Genomic DNA, 14,926 nt, shown 5'->3' on the forward strand with positions numbered 1-14,926 from the left:
GATGCCAGTAAGGGCGCCGCGTAGAACGTCACCGATCTCCAGAAGCGCGTGCGCAATGGCTGCATTCGTGAAGACCTGAGCCTTGGCTGAGTGCGCCGCCAGTACATCGGCACGGATCTCCCCGACGGGGATCGATCGGATCTCCGTCTCAGCCGCATCGAGGGCCCGTTTGGCGTGCTGTCCGTACACGCCGCGGCTGGGCGTTCCCGCGCTCACGCTGCGGCCTGCGCGTGCATGGCCGCGCGCAGCAGCGAATCCGGTGTCCCCATGTCGGACCACACCCCCGGCACCTTGTGCACGTCCATGAGGCCGTGCTGCAGATACCAGTTGTTGACGTCCGTGACCTCCAGCTCGCCGCGCGCCGACGGGACCAGCCCGCGAACGCAGTCGAAGACCCGATCGTCGAACACGTACAGCCCCGTCACCGCGAGATCCGACACCGGGTCCTTCGGCTTCTCCACGATCCGGCCCGCACTCGGGTCGTAGATCCCGAACGCTTCCGGCCGCTCGGTGCGCGCCGTAAAGATCGAAGGCCGGTGAGGCATGGTGATCGTCGCCGAGAAGTAGTTGTCCCCGAGAACCACCGGGAACAGCCCATCGACATAGCCCTCGGCCAGAGCCAGCGCCCCGGCGATACCGTCCGGCTGCTCCTGCACCCGGTACGTGAAACCGGAACCCAGCAGCTGCGCGAAGCCGCCCACGTTCTCGCCACCGGTGACGACAAGGATGTCCGTCACTCCCATGCCGCGCAGCGTCGCGATGGGCCGGTAGATCATCGGCTCGTCGTACACCGGCAGCAGATGCTTGTTCACCACCCGCGTGCTGTCGCCGAGCCGGGTGCCGCGGCCGCCGGCGAGGATGACGCCCCTCATGCCGTGTCCTGCTTGGGTTCCAGCCACGCCGGGTGGTCGAGGTACCAGGCGACGATGTCGGCGAGGGTTTCCTCCAGCTTCCGCGCCGGGCGCCACCCGGCTTCGGCGAGCTTCGTGCCGTCGAGGGCGTACCTCAGGTCGTGGCCGGGCCGGGAGGCGTGGAAGTTGACCAGCTCGTATTTGAGTGGCTTGCCGATGAGGTCGGCGATGATGTGGGCGACTTCGAGGTTGGAGCGTTCCTCGCCGACGATGTGGAACATGCTGGGCCGGTCGGCGTCCGGGTACATCGCGGGTGCGTGGGTGTGCATCAGGTGCAGCCACGCTGCGCCGAACTCACGGGCGTCGATCCAGTGCCGGGAGCCGGGCTCGCCGTCGGCGCTGGCGTAGATGGGGACGGTTTCCCCGGCGAGCACCTTGCGGATGACGGTGGGCACGAGCTTGATGCCGGTCTGTCCTGGGCCGATCAGGTTCATGGTCCGGGTGAGGACGACGGGCAGGCTGTAGGTGCGCCACCATGCGGTCGCGAGCGCGGACTGTGCCGCTTTCGATGCGCTGTAGGGGTTGGAGGGGAGGACGGTCTCCCACTCTCGGTGGGCGTGGCCTGCGGGGGCTGGCCCGTATTCCTCGTCGGTGCCCATGTGGAGGAGCATCTTCGGCTTCATCTGCTGGGTGACGTCGAGGATGTTGAGCATCAGTTCGACGTTGTTGCGGGTGAAGCGGGTGGGGTCGGCGATGGATTCCTCGACCCCGGACTCGGAGGCGATGTTGAGGATGTAGTCGACGGGCCCGATCTCGTCGATGAGCGTGGCTGGCATCGGGGTGGCGAGGTCGTGCATGACGGTGGTGACGCGGTCGTTCCAGGCTCCGGGCTCGGGCGCCTGGTCGATGGCTGCGGCGAGGCGTTGGCTGTTGCCGTGGTGGCGGAGCGTCCACGGGGCCACGATGTGGGCGTCGGTGTGGGCGAGGAGGTGAGCGAGGACGTGGGAGCCCACGAACCCTGCTGCCCCGGTGAGGAGGATGCGCATGCGCGGGAGGGTGCCAGCGCCTCCCTGATGATCATTCCGGGGCGGTCAGCCCGCAGCTGGAGCGCCTGCTTCCAGCAGGAGCTGCTGCGCCGTGCCGAGCGCGGCGATGCGCTGCTCCTGGTCCAGGTTGAGGGAGTCGAGGACTCCGCCGAGGACGGTCGCGACGAGTTCACCTTCGAGGTCGAGGCGGCGTTCCAACGCTGCCATGACGCCGGCGTCGACGGCTTGCTTCGCGGTGGCGGCGGCGAGTTTGCGTTCTTCGCGGGACTGCTTCAGCCATGGCGCGAGTTCGGTTGGCGGCTTGAGTGGGTCGCCGCCGTTGTCGACGTGTTCGCGCATGGCGTTGACGATGACGCTGTCGGTCCAGGCTGCGCGGGTGGCGGCGGTGCGGACGAGGCTGAGGAGTGCTTCGTGTGGGGTGATGTCGCGTTCGGCGGCGAGTTCTTGTGCCATGGCCCATGCCTCCTCGGCGTGTTGTTGTCCGCCCCGATGCCAGATGCAGGTGCCTAGGCCTGGGTGGCGGGTGCCGTGTCCGGCGGGGTTGGCGCAGGGGCGGCCGTTGAGGTTGCGGGCGGGGCAGCGCGCCGGGTAGCTGCTCATGAGGGCTAGTGTGGCGCGCCACCGCTCGATGATCTTCCGGGGCACTGAGCGCGGGACCGCCGGAGTCTCAACGCCGCGCGATGGGACTTACGCCGCGAGGGCTCCCCACCAGGCGCCGCGCCAGAGCAGCAGACACGGTCCCGCGCAATCAGGATGTCACGCCAGTCAGCTACTTCACGGACCACTGCCCGGTCTGGTCGGAGAACCCGGAGTTCATCGCGAACTGAACGCTGACGATCTTCGAGTCCTTCGGGACCTCGAACACGATCCAGCCCAGCGCCTTCTCACCCTTCGGCAAGCTCACGTCCGACGACATCCCGGGCCCGGCTTTGATCTCCCCGAACCAGGAGTCGAACCGCTGCCCCTGCGAGTCGGCGGCCTTCGCCCCGTTCTGCGGGCTGTCCGCGTACACCTTCGACCCGGTGTTCACCAGCTCGAACTGCGCGGCCGCCCACCGCTTCCCGTCCTGCGGGGTGTCGAACTCGGAGGCGCCCTCGGCGGTCGGCAGCCACTTCTTCAGCGTGACGTCGAGCTGCTGACCGTCCTCGATGCCCTTCAGGGTGAGGGTGTCGCCGACGGCCGCTGTCTTCTTGGCGGGCGGTTCCTCGGTCTTGTCCTCGGTGGTCTTCTTCGCGGACTTGGAGGTGCCGGCCTTGGGCGTGGTGTTGACGCTCTCTTCTGGGGTGCAGGCGGCGAGGGCGAGCAGGGTGGCGGCGGTGAGTGCGGCGAGTGTGGTCGTGCGGGTGTGGCGCATGGTCCCCCCTGGGATGGTGTTTCGTGAGATGGGGGACGTTAGCGAATGTGGGCGGGGTGTGAAGGTGTTGTTCCGTTCTGTTACCGATCTGGGTGGAAACGGGTGAGGCTCTCTTCCCCTGGTGGCGGGGAGGAGAGCCTCAGACACGCGGGCGGGGTCAGGCGTTGCGGCGGCGCTCGTAGGCGGCGCGGTATGGCTGCTCGTGCTCGCGGACCTTGTCGGCGATCTTCTCCGCGAGGGTCGCGCCGACCAGCCCCCGGAAGCGTTCGGCCTCGCTGGCGTCCATGGCGACGCTGTACTTGGAGTACAGGAGCGGCTCCGGGTCGGGTCCGACGCCAAGGGTGAGGTGGGCTTCGATGTGGTCGTCGTCGGGGCCGGGCAGGATGTCGATGTTGTAGACGCGGGCTTCGCGTCCGTTCATGTCCGGGTCGGAGAATTCGGTGCCGCCGCTCATCCGGTCACGGGCGCTGCGGACCGTGTTGCCGGGGAAGTCGTGGTGGAGGGGCCACAGTTCGAAGCCGAGCCCGGTGGCTTCGAGGGCGGTGGCGGCTTCGAGGATGGCGTGGGCTTGACGCAAGCGCATGTGGTTGCTCCTGTCGGGTCGGGCGGTCAGGCGGGGGCGAGTTCAGCCTCGCCAAAGTCGGCGGGGAGCCGGTCCGGGTCGCCGTCGAGGAGGACGCCATACCCGCCGTACCGGCCGGGCGCGCCGGTGATGGTGCCAAGCGTTCCGGCGGGCGCCCCGAGGGCGCCTTCCCACGCGGCAGGGGCGTCGACGGTCGTTCGTACTCGCTGTCCGATATGAAAGGGCATGTGGTGTCTCCCTGGTCGGCTGGGTCAGGCGATCGTGGTCTGCTCGGCAGGCGGGATGAGATGAAAGTCGAGCATGTCGCGGCCCCGCAACTTCTCCTCATGACCGTCGTCCCGCGTGAGGACGTACTCGGCCCCCTGCTCCCGGACGCCGTTCTCGAAGCGGTCGATGCGCTGCGAGGTGGTGACGGTCCACATGCCGTTCGGGCCGCGGAGACGTTCACCGATCGCAAGTTGCCGAGGCGGTTGCGTGTTGAAGGGCCTGGGTCCGGGCTCCTGGCCGCTCTGTTTCAGGTCGGTGCAGCGCGAGCAGAGCCACGCGGTGTGGCCGTGGGGGCGTTGGATGGCCCAGAGTTTTGCCTGGCATGCGGTGCAGCGGAATCGGCAGTCTCTTGAGGCGGCGAGGGCGGCCATGTAGGTGAACTCTGTGGAGCGGGCGATCACGATGCCGAAGTGGGTGCGGTTCGCCACGGCGGGTTCCTTTCGGTGGTGATGGGTTGAGCGTGGGTCGGGCGGTCAGGCGGCGGGCCGGTATGGCCCCCAGCCTCCCCGCATCATCGGGTTGTGCGGGCGGTCTTCCAGTTCGACCGGCAGGTCGGACCAGACCAGGCTGGTGATGCCGAGGTCGATGGCGGCGGCGACACGGTGGTGTCCGTCGACGAGCCAGGGGCGACCGTTGTAGGTGCGGATCATGATGGGGAGGGCGAGGCCGTCCTGGCGGATCTCCTCCAGCAAGTGCGGGTAGTGCTCGGAGCGGCGCTTGTGGTCGAGGACGTCCCGCACGTACAGAGCGTCGGGGGTGTCGTCGTCGTCGACGGTGAGCATGTCGAGGACGGTCGCGGTGGGGATGATGCCGAGCATGCGCGGGGCTCCTGTCGGGGCGGGGTGGTCGGGGTCGTCTGCTGCGTCGTGGAGCTGGTCTCAGGCGGCCTCCGTGAAGTTGGCGGCGAGCAGGTTGCGTGTGGCCTTGTAGCTGTGGAGACCCTCGTACAGGGCGTCGTCGATGGGCCCGTAGACGAACACGTGGATCCAGCGGCCCGTCGTGCGGTGCTGCGCCCATACCCGCAGGGGCTCGGTGCCGGTGGCCTTGCGGTAGGCCTTGGCGACGTGGCGGCCGTACCAGGACTGCTGGCCGTCGGGGAGGTTGCTGCCGCCGACCCGCTGGAGGAAGTCTCCGGTGCGGATGAGTCGGCCGGCTTCGACGGCTGCGGCGATGTGGCCGGAGAGGGTGCGGTAGGCGAGGGCGCGGCTGGTGGTGGTGGCGGTGCGGAGGGTGTTGCGGCGGGTGCGGGTGGCGGCGGTCATCTCGGGGTCCCCCTGGTCTTGCGCGGTTTCTGTATTACAAGAATGGCCCAGCGATGCACGCCTGTCAAGACTCTCGCCCACTTCAGTCCGGGTTTCTGTAATACGTCTCGCGCGCACAGAGAGGGCCCCACCTGTGACAGGTGGGGCCGGCAGGGTGAGCGGCGTCAGACGGAGGGGGCGTTCACCGCATCCCAGACAGCGCAGCCGACGGTGCCCGGCTTGTCGTCAGGTCCGGCGGTCCGGGTGGAGCCGAAGCGCTCCCCGTTGCGCACCGACCAGTACGTGACGTAGGCCTTCGGGACCCAGCCCTTCGGCGCGTGCTTGGTGCTCTGCGACTCGGCGGGAACAACCGGGGTCACCACGTAGTCCTTGCCCCGGACAGTGATCACACGGCCCCTGGAGTGGTTACCGTCGGCGTGACGCTGGATCAGTGCAGTGCGCTCGGCGCGCGCTTCCTCGGCCGTCTCGACTGCGGACACGAAACGCGCGGGGTAGCTGGACACGGCCCGGTGCCGGTCGTCCATCACGGCCACGTACCCCGGTGCGGTGTGGATGTGGGCCACGGTGCCCATGACCGGGGCCTGGCCAGGGCGACGAACGACGACCGCCTGACCCTGCGCGTATCCCTCCGGAGCCGGCGCGTCGACCCGGACCAGGCGGACCTTGCGGCCGTCCTTGTACTCGATGGCAAAGTCCGTGCGGGTGATGGAGGACATGGTCTTCACGTCACGCTTGCCGGTCATCTGCGCGTGGTTGATCTCGTCCAGGCCCTCGCGGATGCTCACGTGGGTGATGGATCCATCCTCGGTGCGCTCGTAGACCTCGCCTGCTCCGGAGGTGGTGTTCATGCCCGCTCCCTGCTCGCCGCCCGTTTCTGTAATACAAGAATGCACCCGGACCGGCAGGGTTGTCAACAGGCTTGCGCAGATAGATAGTGGTTCCTGTAATACGGAATCCAAGGAGGACCCATGGCGCGGCCCAAGACCGGCCAGACACCACCGATCTCGTTCCGACCGCCGCAGCAACTGCTCAAAGAGTTCGACGCCACCATCGAGGAGGGGCGCTCGCGGTCCGACGTGCTGATCGAGCTGATGCACGACCGCATCAACCGGAAGCGTCGGGAGCGCCCGGTGGGCGGCGAGGAGACCACCACATGAGCGAGCAGCAGCCCAGCACCGTCGACACCCTCTACCTCGACGCCGAGCACTTCGCGCTCACAGTCGAAGCCGGTCCGTCACTGGAACCGAAGGCGCGGGTACTGCCCGTTGGACGCCCGTTCCCCGGCCTGCCACTGGACGCGGGCCCGGTGCGCCCGGACGAGGAGCGTAACCAATGAGCGACGTCGACTGCCCACACTGCCACGCCACGTTCGACAACCTGGACGTCCGCATCATCGCCCCCGGCCCGGACGGCAAGCCTGTCGCGATGAAGCACACCAAGGACTGCGTGGACAACCCACCCGAGTGGCAGAGCCAGGACGAGGAGCCCACACCATGAGCGACCACTACCCCAGCCCGCGCGCCCGCGCCCAAGCCCGCCAGCAGGAACACGCAGCCACCGAGCGCCAGATGCGCTACAGATTCCTGATCGGGCTCACCGTCCCCGCCCTCATCTGCGCCCTCACCGCGATCATCGTCGGTCCGGACTCATGGGTCGGCTGGGCGCTGATCGTCGCCGAACTCCCGGCCGCCGCCGCTGGGGTGGCGATCGTGTTCATGCTGCAAGACCGGAAGCCCACCGCATGACGAAGGCCCCGCCCGGAAACGGCGGGGCCCACGCAACGCGGCGCCCCCATCCGAAGACAGGGGCGCCGCCGCTGGATCGACCGCCGGCGGGGAAGCCGTCGCAGCTCGGCCAGCCCGCTGCGTGCTGCGAACACGCAGTTGTGCCCCCGCAGTCGACCCGGCCTCCGACCGTAGACCCACACCAGACTCGGCGCCAGTCACCCGAACGAGTGAAGACCCCGCCGCGACGGGGGGACGCGGCAGGGCCTTCAACTCTCAGTGTGGCAGGCGGCTCACAGGTTCGTCGTGTTCCTCCCGAACCAGGACGAGTGATTGTGAACCTCCTGCCGGACATGCACAGACGGCCGGCCCGCCCTGGCCAGCAGCCACAACGCCAGCATCACCACCACCGCCGTCGACCCCCCGACCGCCGCAATCCCGGCCGCGGCCTGACCGACACCCCAGCCGATACCGGCCCCCGCCACGCCGGCCCCGATACCCGCGCCGGCCAGGCGCTGCGCAAGCGGATCGAACAACGGCTGCGGGGACAGATCGCGGGCGGAGGCGGCCGGGACCGGCGCGGGCAGTTGAGACTTCCGGACGGGCACCATCTCCTTGTACGCGCCGGGGATCCACACGACGGGATCGGCCTCGTCGTACAACTCGACCTCGGACGGCTGCACAAAGCGCCCGGTCTGGGCGTAACTCTGGTACCGCTCAGGTACGGACATGGCGGCTTCCTCAGGGCTGGTCAGGGCGAACGGCGTAGCGGCCGAACTTGGGCTTGTGAATACGGGGGTCGGCGCCGAGCCAGCGGCCGATCGTCGCCGCATGGGGAACCTCAACACCGGGGTACAGGCGGCCAATCGCGTCACGGATCGCCTCGGGGCCGATCCCATCCGGGCCGGACTTGGCGACGATCTCAAACACCAACTCCCGCCGCGGGTCACCATCCTCGCCCTGCTGGCCCGCCGGGGGCGGGGCGTCTGCGGTCGGCGCCTTCCAAGTGACGCCGCCGCCCGCGAGGATGTCCATGAACTGCGCGTCCAGATCACCATCGCGCTGGCCGGTCTCGTTCATCGCCTCGTGCAGCCGACGCCGCGCCGCCTCCGCCTGGTCAATCGCGGCCTGAGCGTCCCCGCCGGCCGGGGTCGTGCCCCAGTTTGCGGTCACCCCGCGGCCTTTCCTCTCCGTCACGGGGGTGGACGGCGGCTCCTCCTCCGCAGGCGCTGGCATCGGGCCGCCGAAGAGGTGGTCGGTGTTCATCCACCGCTGCTCGTACGCCTCCCCGGCCGCACGCCGCGACAGCCCGTCGAGTTCCGGGCGCCGGTCGGCGGTCGCCTTGACAATGTCGATGAGCTGCGCAGGCTTCACCCGATACACCTTGATCGGGTGGACCTGGCCTTCGTCGTCCCGCACCAGCGCGCACCCCGGGTAAGGGGCGTCCTCAGCGGAGGCGTTGTGGTTGTAGCCGAAGAAGTAGTTCAGCTCCGCATCGTCGGCGACCTTCATCGCAGCCTTGAACACCGACTGCTTGAGGATCTGCGGATCGGAGATCACATCCTGGGTGGCCCGCAGCCCGGACGTGGTCTCGTTCACTGCGGCCGCGCGGGCGATCTCCAGGGTCTGCACCAGATTGTCGGCGATGCCCCGGAGAGTCTCGTCGCGCCGCGAGCGGGTCGAGAAGATCTCCGCGCCCTCGTCGTTGAACACCCGGATCTCCGGCACCTCATGGTCGACGGGCAGCTTGTCGTCGTTCGCGGCGATCTCCCGGTCCTGATAGCCGACCTTGCGGGCCTTCGCAATCCGCACCAGTGCGAGCGCCATAGCAAGCGCCTTCTGCGGGGTGTCGGCAACCCAGTCGATCGGCGGACGGCCGGGCCTGCCTGCCGCATGCCAGGCCCGCATCCACTTCAGGGCGAGCCCACCGCCGTTGAGGTCGATGACGAAAGTGATCGAGTCAGTCATGCGGCACTGGTTGCAGATCATGACGTTCATCAGGTTCGTCTTACCGGAACCACGCCTGCCGACGAGGAGCATCGACGTCTGCCGGTTCACCGGCCCCTCCGCCGTCCCGTCCGGGAGCACACCGATCGGGGCCGGCGCGTTGACGGTGAGGGGCGAGTAGTCCTCGGGGTAGTCGACGTCGTCGACGAGCCGGTTCACGGTGGACACGTGGAGGAGAACCGCGCCGCGGTGCGCGCCGGGCCCGACCTCGACGCCGCAGCCTTCGGGGAGGCGGGCGTCGGAGGCGAGTTGCTCCTTGTAGACGCCGATGTCTTTCCAGCGGGTGCCGCCGGCCCCGCATTCCCCGTCGAGGCTGAACCCGCCGCCGGACTCCCACATTTCGACGCCGACGATCTGGACGACGGCGCCAGCGCACACGCGGACGATGCGGTCCTCCCATTCGTCGGCGATCTTCTGCCGCTTCCCGTCCAAGGTCGCCCGCCGGGCTGCGGCTTCCTGCTCGGCCCGCTTCTCCTCGGCCTTCGCTTCGACGTGGTGCGCGCCAGCCATCGCCGCGCCCAGACCGAGTGCTCCCGCAGTGAGGCTGCCGAGCATGGTCTGCGACCACGGCCCGGTCGCGATGGCCCACGAGCACCAGCCGCCCGCACCCAGCCACCCGGCCGCCCTCAGCGCGAGGGTGGCCGGGGTGACCTTACGGCGGCGCCCGGCAACGTGCGTGCCAAGCAGACCGGCGCCGGCGGTGAGGGCGGCCCATTCCCACGGCATGCCGAAGGCGTGGCCGGCGTAGCCGACGGCGAGTGCGGCGATGCCGGTGTTGATGGGGCCGGTGACGGGGCCGTGCTTGGCGTCCCAGTCGAGCTTCACGAGCGTGCTCCTGATCAGAGGTTGGTGGAGACGTCCCACATGCGCTCGCCTGTGCGGGGGTTCTCCAGGCGGGCGATGTCGACGTCGTGGAGCTGACGGAACGCGGGCGTCAGTTCGGCGGCGAGTTCAGCGGCCTTGAGTTGCAGGATGTGGACCTGCCGCATGATCTCGATGATGTTGGGGTGCAGCGGCTGGTTGGCGTCGGCGTTCTCGACGGTGGTCTTCATCGCCTCGGCGTGCAGGCGCAGCGCTTCCTCCAGCCCGGCGAAGTCGGCGCCGACTTGGAGCATGCCGGTGGGCTGGTAGGCGGCGGCGGCGCGGGCCATCTCGGTTGCGGCGGCGATGAAGTGGTGTCCTCCACCGGGCATGGCGGGTCCTCCTGTGTTGGGGCGGGTCGGGTTGGTGTTGGTGGGGCGGCGCACGGTGTCGGCGACCGACGGGGCGGCTGGCGTGTCGTCGGTCTCGGTGCGGGTCTTGCGGCGGCGCTTCCACACGTTCTTCAGCCGGTCGAGAGCACCGTGACGGCCACGGGTCATGAGCGCCCACGCCCCGGCGGCGAGCGCGCATACCCCGTCCCAGAGGGCGCCGCGAGCCCGTTTCGCCTCGCGGGCTACCGCCTGGCGGACGGCGGCGGTGTAGGGGCGGGCGGCTTTCTGTACGGCGCGCGCCAGGCGGCCGGCGGCGGCCTTGAGGGTCTGCGCCTTCCCGCCGGGCTTTCCGCCACTGCCCTGGCTGGTCTTGGTGGCGAGGTCTTTCGCCGCGCGCTTCAGGGCTTTCTTCGCGGCCTTCTCCGTAGCGGCGGCCGCCTTCTTCTGCTGGCGCCGGGAGACCTTGTCGGAGCCGGGGCGGTGGCGGCCCGGCGGAGTGTGGCGTCCGGTGCTCGGGCCGAACAGTCCGCCACGCAAGCCGGGCTTCCCGCCACCGAGCGGGCTGCCAGATCCGCTACCCGACGGGCCGACGGGCGGCTTGCTGCCGCTACGGGCGAGGCCGCTACGGGACCCGCTACCGGCCGCGCTACGGCCGCCACTGGCGCTACGGAGAAGGCCGCTACCACCCTTCCGTAGCCCTCCCGGGGAGCCGCTACGCAGGCCGCCACCGCCACCGCCACGCGACCCCCGGGGCGTACTGGCGCCACCGGCACGGGCTGCCACGCCACGACGGACGGCGGCCCGTCGGCGGAGCACCGCGGCCGTAGCTCCCGCCGCCACGACCACGCCTGTGGCGGCCAGCGCGACCGGCCCGCCCGCGCTGTAGGCGGCGGTCGCGCTGAGGGTGGTGACGTTTCCGGCGCCCGCGATCACGGGGCCCATGGGGAGACCTCGCGTGCGGCGCTGCTTCTCCACGGCGGGGGGTTCGGGGACGGGCCACTCGGCGGGCCAGGCGAGGACCGGGGACGGGCGGGCCTGCTCCTGTGTCGGCGGATCGGGCGGCGCGTCGGGGGTGGTCGGGGCTGGTGCGGGGGCGGGTGTCTTGGTGCGGGCCACGGGGGTCTTCCTCACTGTGACTGGAACTGTGACTGCAGTCGTTCCGGCGGCGGGGCGGGGTGGTTCGTGCTGTTCAGGGGGCGGTTCGGGGTGTGACTGCAGTACGGCTGCAGCCGCGGTCACGGTCAGGCGGCACGCGGGCCGGGCAGGCCGGGGTTCTCCTTACGGACCTGGGAGCGGATCTTCCGGGCCTGCTGCTCGCTGTTCGCAAGGCCGGCGGCGCCGAGGGCGGTGACGATGTCGGACTGGATGGGCTGGTGGTTGAGGCGGAGCCAGAGTTCGCGGACGACGTACTGGGGGGTGCCGGGCTCGTAGCAGACGACTGGCTGCTCGGGGGCGGCGGTCGGCGCGGGCGTGGCTTCGGCCTCGGGTGGCGTGACGGTCTTCGCGGTGACGGTGGCGCGCGGCGCCCTGGGGGTGGCGGTCGCGGCCGCTACCGGGTGGCGGGGGGTGGCGGGCGGGAGTTCGTGGCCGGTGTGGAGCATGGCGGCCAGAGCGGTGTTGGCGCCTTCGACGACGCGAATGTTCTGCACGTCGGTGAGGGCGCTACCGAGGGTGGCGTCGCCGTGGCCGAGCTGGCCCATGAGCCGCCACGCCACGAGCTCCGACACCTTCTGAACCCACGGCCACGGATGGCGCTCGGCGCGCGCCCGGTGGAAAGCGATCCGCCGTAGCGTGGCGGCGTTACGGCGCTGCGCCTCCACGTCGACATCGGTGCGGAACACGACGACACGGCGCGCGAGGAGACCGACGCCTTCCGCAGCCCCGCACATACCGAGTGGCATGAGCGCGTACAGGATCCGCTCGGTGGGGGTGTCGGCGACCGCTACGCCCATGGTGGAGGCGGCGAGCGGGCCGAGCCACAGGAAGACGCGTACGACGGCGGGCGAGGACTGGCCGAGCATGGTGAGGACGAGCATCACCAGGGCTGCGACGAGGGTGACGCCTTCGCCGGCGGCGACGGCTCCGGCTGCGGTGGCGGCGCGGCCGAACTCGGCGACGATGTTGGTGTAGGTGCCCCAGCCGCCGACGGCACCGACGGCGATCATCGGGAGTGTGGCGAGGACGAGGACGGTCTTCTGTCCCCAGCTCAGCTTCTTGTTCACGGTGACGGCTCCGTGGGGGTGGCTAGCGGTAGCGCCAGGCGAGGGCGGCGAATCCGCCGGCGATGAGGGCGGGCGTGGTGAGTTCGGCGTACAGGGCGGCGATGGTGAGGAGCGTGAAGCCCCAGCGGGAGATGGGTGCGCAGAGGGTGTTGGCGAGGGGGGATCGGGCGCGGAGGCGTTGGCGGCGGCGTTTGCAGGTGGGGCAGGGCTGGCGGGTGGGGGTGGCCACGGCGGGTGCTCCTTTCGGGGCGGTGTGGGTGGCTGGTGGATTTCCAGGGCCCGCATCCGGTGGGGATGTGGGCCGTGGGCTACCGGTCAGCCGGTCAGTGCTGTTCTTCGACCTCGGGTATGCCGTTGATTTCGTAGCCGTGGCGGGCGCATTCGTTCATGGTTTCGATCCGGGCTGCCCTCGCCGATGCGGCGTGGATGGTTCCGGTGATTTCGTGTCGGGTGTTGGCGCGGACTTCGGTGGCGGTGGCGGTGACCTTGAACTTCATGGGGGGGTGCCTTCCTGTGAGGGGTTGGGGTGGTGCGGCCAGGGGTGCCGCCTCCGCGCCGGGGGTTGTACGCGGAGGCGGCGGTCTGTGGGTTCAGCGGATGTTGAGGGCGACGGCGAGTGCGGTGCAGGTGGCGAGGAGTGCGAGGACGCTGAGGGTGCGCATGGTGGCCCGGCTGGGCGGGCGGCTCATTGCGGGGCCTCGGTGTCAGCGGCGACGATCCGGCTGACGGCTTCGAGTTGGGGTTCGGGGAGGTGGCCGACGATGGCGTTGACGTCGGCGCGGATTTCGTCGTCGGTCTTGCCGAGGGCGTCGCCGAGGCGGACTGCGGTCTGTGCTTGGTCGGCGAGCTTGGAGAGGTTGGGCTGCTGTGTCACTTCTTCCGCCCCGCCTTCAGTGCCTCGTCGGCGCTGTGTCCGGCGGCGATGGCTTCGTCGTAGCGGGTGTTGGCGACGAGTTCGGCGGCGCGCCAGTTGAGGTCGTCGTCGCAGTTGCGGATGCCGACCTCTTGCGCGATGTCGCGGCAGTTCTGGGCGGCTTGGGCGTAGGCATCCAGCGCGGGGGTGGGCCGGTCTTGGGGTTGGCCGTTACGCTCTTGCACGGCTGTCCTTCCTGTTCGCAGCAGGTGGATGGCTTGCCCCGGCCGGAGCTCTGACCTTCCGACCGGGGCACTTCTGTTGGTGCGACGGCGGAGCTGCTTCCTCCATCGCGTTGTTCAGAGTACTCTGAACACGCAAGGATGGAAAGGCGCTCCGCAGAGAGGGAGCTGCCGTGTCGAGTGAGGAGGTCGAGCGGGTGACCGACGCCATCGACGCACTCGGAGAGATCCCGGACCCGAAGCAGAGGGCTCACGATCTGTCGGAGCTTCTGGACCAGTGGCCCGACCAGCACGCCCGGATCAGGGCGATGCGGAAGACCGCGTTCGAGGAGCTCAATAACGATGGGATGACCTATCGGCAGATCGCTGCCGAGTTCGGCATCAGCGTCGCGCGCGTCGGACAGATCATGACCGGAGTGACGAACCCGAGGACGCAGAAGAACCCGCCGCCGCCGAAGCGGCCCCGTAAGAAGCCTGAGCCTGAGGAGCCAGCGTGAGTACCACCGTTGATCCGCGTATCGCGATCCTGTCCGACCTGTCCGATCCGCCGTACAACGAGGTGACCGAGACGCGCTGCGTGCCGTGGGACGACGCGGTGAAGATGCTCGCCGCCTACCGGGCCAAGGTGCTACGCCTGGCTGCCGAGGCAGTCGAGCAGGAGTTCCTCGACGGGATCACCGACTCGGACCAGGACCAGACGTGGAACGCGGCGGTGAAGGCGATCGCCACAGCACTGCGGCAGTCGGCCGAGCGTCCTGAGGAGGGGTAGTGGTGGAGGATCTTGTGCGCTGGCTCAACACCCAGCTCGACACCGACGCGGAGAAGGCGCGGGCGGCGACGCCCGGCCCGTGGACGGTGGACAGCGAGTCGCACGCTGAGGCAATCCGTTCGGCCAGCGGCACGGACGTTGTGGCGGGCGGCCGGTGGGGCGGTGAGGCGTCCGTGTTTGAGTCGGATGAGGACGCCGCCCACATTGCGGCGTGGGATCCGGCGCGGGTGCTGCGGGAGGTCGACAGCAAGAGGCGGGTGCTCGGAGCGATCGAGCATCTACTTGGTCAGGTAGACGATCCGTTCGCAGGCGTGGATGGCGTTCTCCGCCTGCTTGCGGTCCCGTACGCTGACCGGCCCGGCTACCGAGAGGAGTGGCGGCCGTGAGCGACACCGCGTGGGGCTGAACCCCTCGAACAGCAACGCCCCCTTCCGCACCTGTCGGGAGGGGGCGTCGTGTTGTGTAGCAGGCTGGCCTGCCGGAGCAGAGGACGACGGGCCAACACGCTCAGGGTAGCGCGCGTGTACGACAGTGGGCGTCCGCTCGGGGTGAA

25 protein-coding genes are annotated in these 14,926 nt (G+C 69.6%); 7 read left to right on the plus strand and 18 right to left on the minus strand.

Features of this window, described 5'->3' with window-relative positions; all coding sequences use genetic code 11:
* Positions 1-212 precede the first annotated feature (212 nt).
* The 10 genes from HW837_RS27525 to HW837_RS27570 form a co-directional block, all read right to left on the minus strand.
* Positions 213-872 carry a sugar phosphate nucleotidyltransferase gene (locus HW837_RS27525; protein WP_193383477.1) on the minus strand — a complete coding sequence of 220 codons (660 nt, stop codon included), beginning with the start codon at positions 870-872 and terminating at the stop codon, positions 213-215.
* The gene (locus HW837_RS27530; RefSeq protein ID WP_193383478.1) at positions 869-1,897 is read right to left on the minus strand and encodes a dTDP-glucose 4,6-dehydratase; all 1,029 of its coding nucleotides are present in this window, start codon (positions 1,895-1,897) and stop codon (positions 869-871) included. The genes HW837_RS27525 and HW837_RS27530 overlap by 4 nt, the downstream gene beginning before the upstream one ends.
* 45 nt (positions 1,898-1,942) lie before the next feature.
* Positions 1,943-2,497, minus strand: coding sequence for a hypothetical protein (locus HW837_RS27535; protein WP_193383479.1), 555 nt, complete (start codon positions 2,495-2,497; stop codon positions 1,943-1,945).
* Between the two features lie 169 nt (positions 2,498-2,666).
* Entirely contained in the window at positions 2,667-3,251 is a 585-nt protein-coding gene (locus HW837_RS27540) for a DUF4352 domain-containing protein (RefSeq protein WP_193383120.1), read from the minus strand.
* A 157-nt stretch (positions 3,252-3,408) separates the two neighbouring features.
* The gene (locus tag HW837_RS27545; RefSeq protein ID WP_193383480.1) at positions 3,409-3,834 is read right to left on the minus strand and encodes a hypothetical protein; all 426 of its coding nucleotides are present in this window, start codon (positions 3,832-3,834) and stop codon (positions 3,409-3,411) included.
* A gap of 26 nt (positions 3,835-3,860) precedes the next feature.
* Complete coding sequence (locus HW837_RS27550) at positions 3,861-4,061, minus strand: hypothetical protein (RefSeq protein WP_193382589.1); 201 nt, start codon at positions 4,059-4,061, stop codon at positions 3,861-3,863.
* A gap of 24 nt (positions 4,062-4,085) precedes the next feature.
* Positions 4,086-4,529 (minus strand): hypothetical protein, encoded by a 444-nt coding sequence (locus tag HW837_RS27555; protein ID WP_193382590.1) that lies wholly within the window; start codon positions 4,527-4,529, stop codon positions 4,086-4,088.
* Positions 4,530-4,574: 45 nt separating this feature from the next.
* The gene (locus tag HW837_RS27560; RefSeq protein WP_193382591.1) at positions 4,575-4,919 is read right to left on the minus strand and encodes a ParB/Srx family N-terminal domain-containing protein; all 345 of its coding nucleotides are present in this window, start codon (positions 4,917-4,919) and stop codon (positions 4,575-4,577) included.
* Positions 4,920-4,979: 60 nt separating this feature from the next.
* Positions 4,980-5,363, minus strand: coding sequence for a hypothetical protein (locus HW837_RS27565; RefSeq protein WP_193383481.1), 384 nt, complete (start codon positions 5,361-5,363; stop codon positions 4,980-4,982).
* Between the two features lie 164 nt (positions 5,364-5,527).
* A complete protein-coding gene (locus tag HW837_RS27570) occupies positions 5,528-6,211 on the minus strand; it encodes a hypothetical protein (RefSeq protein ID WP_193383482.1) in 684 nt (227 codons plus the stop codon).
* A gap of 120 nt (positions 6,212-6,331) precedes the next feature.
* Between HW837_RS27570 and HW837_RS27575 the strand changes: the two genes are divergently transcribed.
* The 4 genes from HW837_RS27575 to HW837_RS27590 are packed head-to-tail and all read left to right on the plus strand — an operon-like array spanning position 6,332 to position 7,108.
* Positions 6,332-6,520, plus strand: coding sequence for a ribbon-helix-helix domain-containing protein (locus HW837_RS27575; protein WP_193383483.1), 189 nt, complete (start codon positions 6,332-6,334; stop codon positions 6,518-6,520).
* Positions 6,517-6,699: a hypothetical protein gene (locus HW837_RS27580; RefSeq protein WP_193383484.1), complete on the plus strand. Its 183-nt coding sequence runs from the start codon at positions 6,517-6,519 to the stop codon at positions 6,697-6,699. Before HW837_RS27575 ends, HW837_RS27580 begins: the two co-directional genes overlap by 4 nt.
* Complete coding sequence (locus tag HW837_RS27585) at positions 6,696-6,860, plus strand: hypothetical protein (protein ID WP_193383485.1); 165 nt, start codon at positions 6,696-6,698, stop codon at positions 6,858-6,860. The genes HW837_RS27580 and HW837_RS27585 overlap by 4 nt, the downstream gene beginning before the upstream one ends.
* Positions 6,857-7,108 (plus strand): DUF3099 domain-containing protein, encoded by a 252-nt coding sequence (locus HW837_RS27590; RefSeq protein WP_193383486.1) that lies wholly within the window; start codon positions 6,857-6,859, stop codon positions 7,106-7,108. The genes HW837_RS27585 and HW837_RS27590 overlap by 4 nt, the downstream gene beginning before the upstream one ends.
* Positions 7,109-7,380: 272 nt before the next feature.
* On the opposite strand, the gene HW837_RS27595 is transcribed toward HW837_RS27590, so the two are convergent.
* The 8 genes from HW837_RS27595 to HW837_RS27630 all read right to left on the minus strand — a co-directional run bounded on the left by HW837_RS27595 (position 7,381) and on the right by HW837_RS27630 (position 13,607).
* Positions 7,381-7,818: a hypothetical protein gene (locus HW837_RS27595; RefSeq protein ID WP_193383487.1), complete on the minus strand. Its 438-nt coding sequence runs from the start codon at positions 7,816-7,818 to the stop codon at positions 7,381-7,383.
* Positions 7,819-7,828: 10 nt separating this feature from the next.
* Positions 7,829-9,919, minus strand: coding sequence for a hypothetical protein (locus tag HW837_RS27600; protein WP_193383488.1), 2,091 nt, complete (start codon positions 9,917-9,919; stop codon positions 7,829-7,831).
* Positions 9,920-9,933: 14 nt separating this feature from the next.
* Positions 9,934-11,403, minus strand: coding sequence for a hypothetical protein (locus HW837_RS27605; RefSeq protein WP_193383489.1), 1,470 nt, complete (start codon positions 11,401-11,403; stop codon positions 9,934-9,936).
* A gap of 125 nt (positions 11,404-11,528) precedes the next feature.
* Positions 11,529-12,509, minus strand: a complete 981-nt coding sequence (locus HW837_RS27610) for a hypothetical protein (RefSeq protein WP_193383490.1) — start codon at positions 12,507-12,509, stop codon at positions 11,529-11,531.
* Between the two features lie 22 nt (positions 12,510-12,531).
* Entirely contained in the window at positions 12,532-12,738 is a 207-nt protein-coding gene (locus HW837_RS27615; RefSeq protein WP_193383491.1) for a hypothetical protein, read from the minus strand.
* Positions 12,739-12,832: 94 nt separating this feature from the next.
* Complete coding sequence (locus HW837_RS27620) at positions 12,833-13,006, minus strand: hypothetical protein (RefSeq protein ID WP_193383492.1); 174 nt, start codon at positions 13,004-13,006, stop codon at positions 12,833-12,835.
* 188 nt (positions 13,007-13,194) lie between these two features.
* The gene (locus tag HW837_RS27625; RefSeq protein WP_193383493.1) at positions 13,195-13,383 is read right to left on the minus strand and encodes a hypothetical protein; all 189 of its coding nucleotides are present in this window, start codon (positions 13,381-13,383) and stop codon (positions 13,195-13,197) included.
* Positions 13,380-13,607: a hypothetical protein gene (locus HW837_RS27630; protein WP_193383494.1), complete on the minus strand. Its 228-nt coding sequence runs from the start codon at positions 13,605-13,607 to the stop codon at positions 13,380-13,382. The genes HW837_RS27625 and HW837_RS27630 overlap by 4 nt, the downstream gene beginning before the upstream one ends.
* A gap of 194 nt (positions 13,608-13,801) precedes the next feature.
* On the opposite strand from HW837_RS27630, the gene HW837_RS48915 reads away from it, so the two are divergent.
* The 3 genes from HW837_RS48915 to HW837_RS27640 are packed head-to-tail and all read left to right on the plus strand — an operon-like array spanning position 13,802 to position 14,759.
* Entirely contained in the window at positions 13,802-14,101 is a 300-nt protein-coding gene (locus HW837_RS48915) for an RNA polymerase sigma factor sigma-70 region 4 domain-containing protein (protein ID WP_237270398.1), read from the plus strand.
* Positions 14,098-14,373 (plus strand): hypothetical protein, encoded by a 276-nt coding sequence (locus tag HW837_RS48920; RefSeq protein WP_237270399.1) that lies wholly within the window; start codon positions 14,098-14,100, stop codon positions 14,371-14,373. Before HW837_RS48915 ends, HW837_RS48920 begins: the two co-directional genes overlap by 4 nt.
* A 2-nt stretch (positions 14,374-14,375) precedes the next feature.
* Positions 14,376-14,759 (plus strand): DUF6221 family protein, encoded by a 384-nt coding sequence (locus HW837_RS27640; protein ID WP_193383495.1) that lies wholly within the window; start codon positions 14,376-14,378, stop codon positions 14,757-14,759.
* The last annotated feature ends 167 nt before the right edge of the window (positions 14,760-14,926 follow it).

Origin of the sequence: Streptomyces caniscabiei (assembly GCF_014930365.1) — a bacterium.
GTDB classification, from domain to species: domain Bacteria; phylum Actinomycetota; class Actinomycetes; order Streptomycetales; family Streptomycetaceae; genus Streptomyces; species Streptomyces caniscabiei.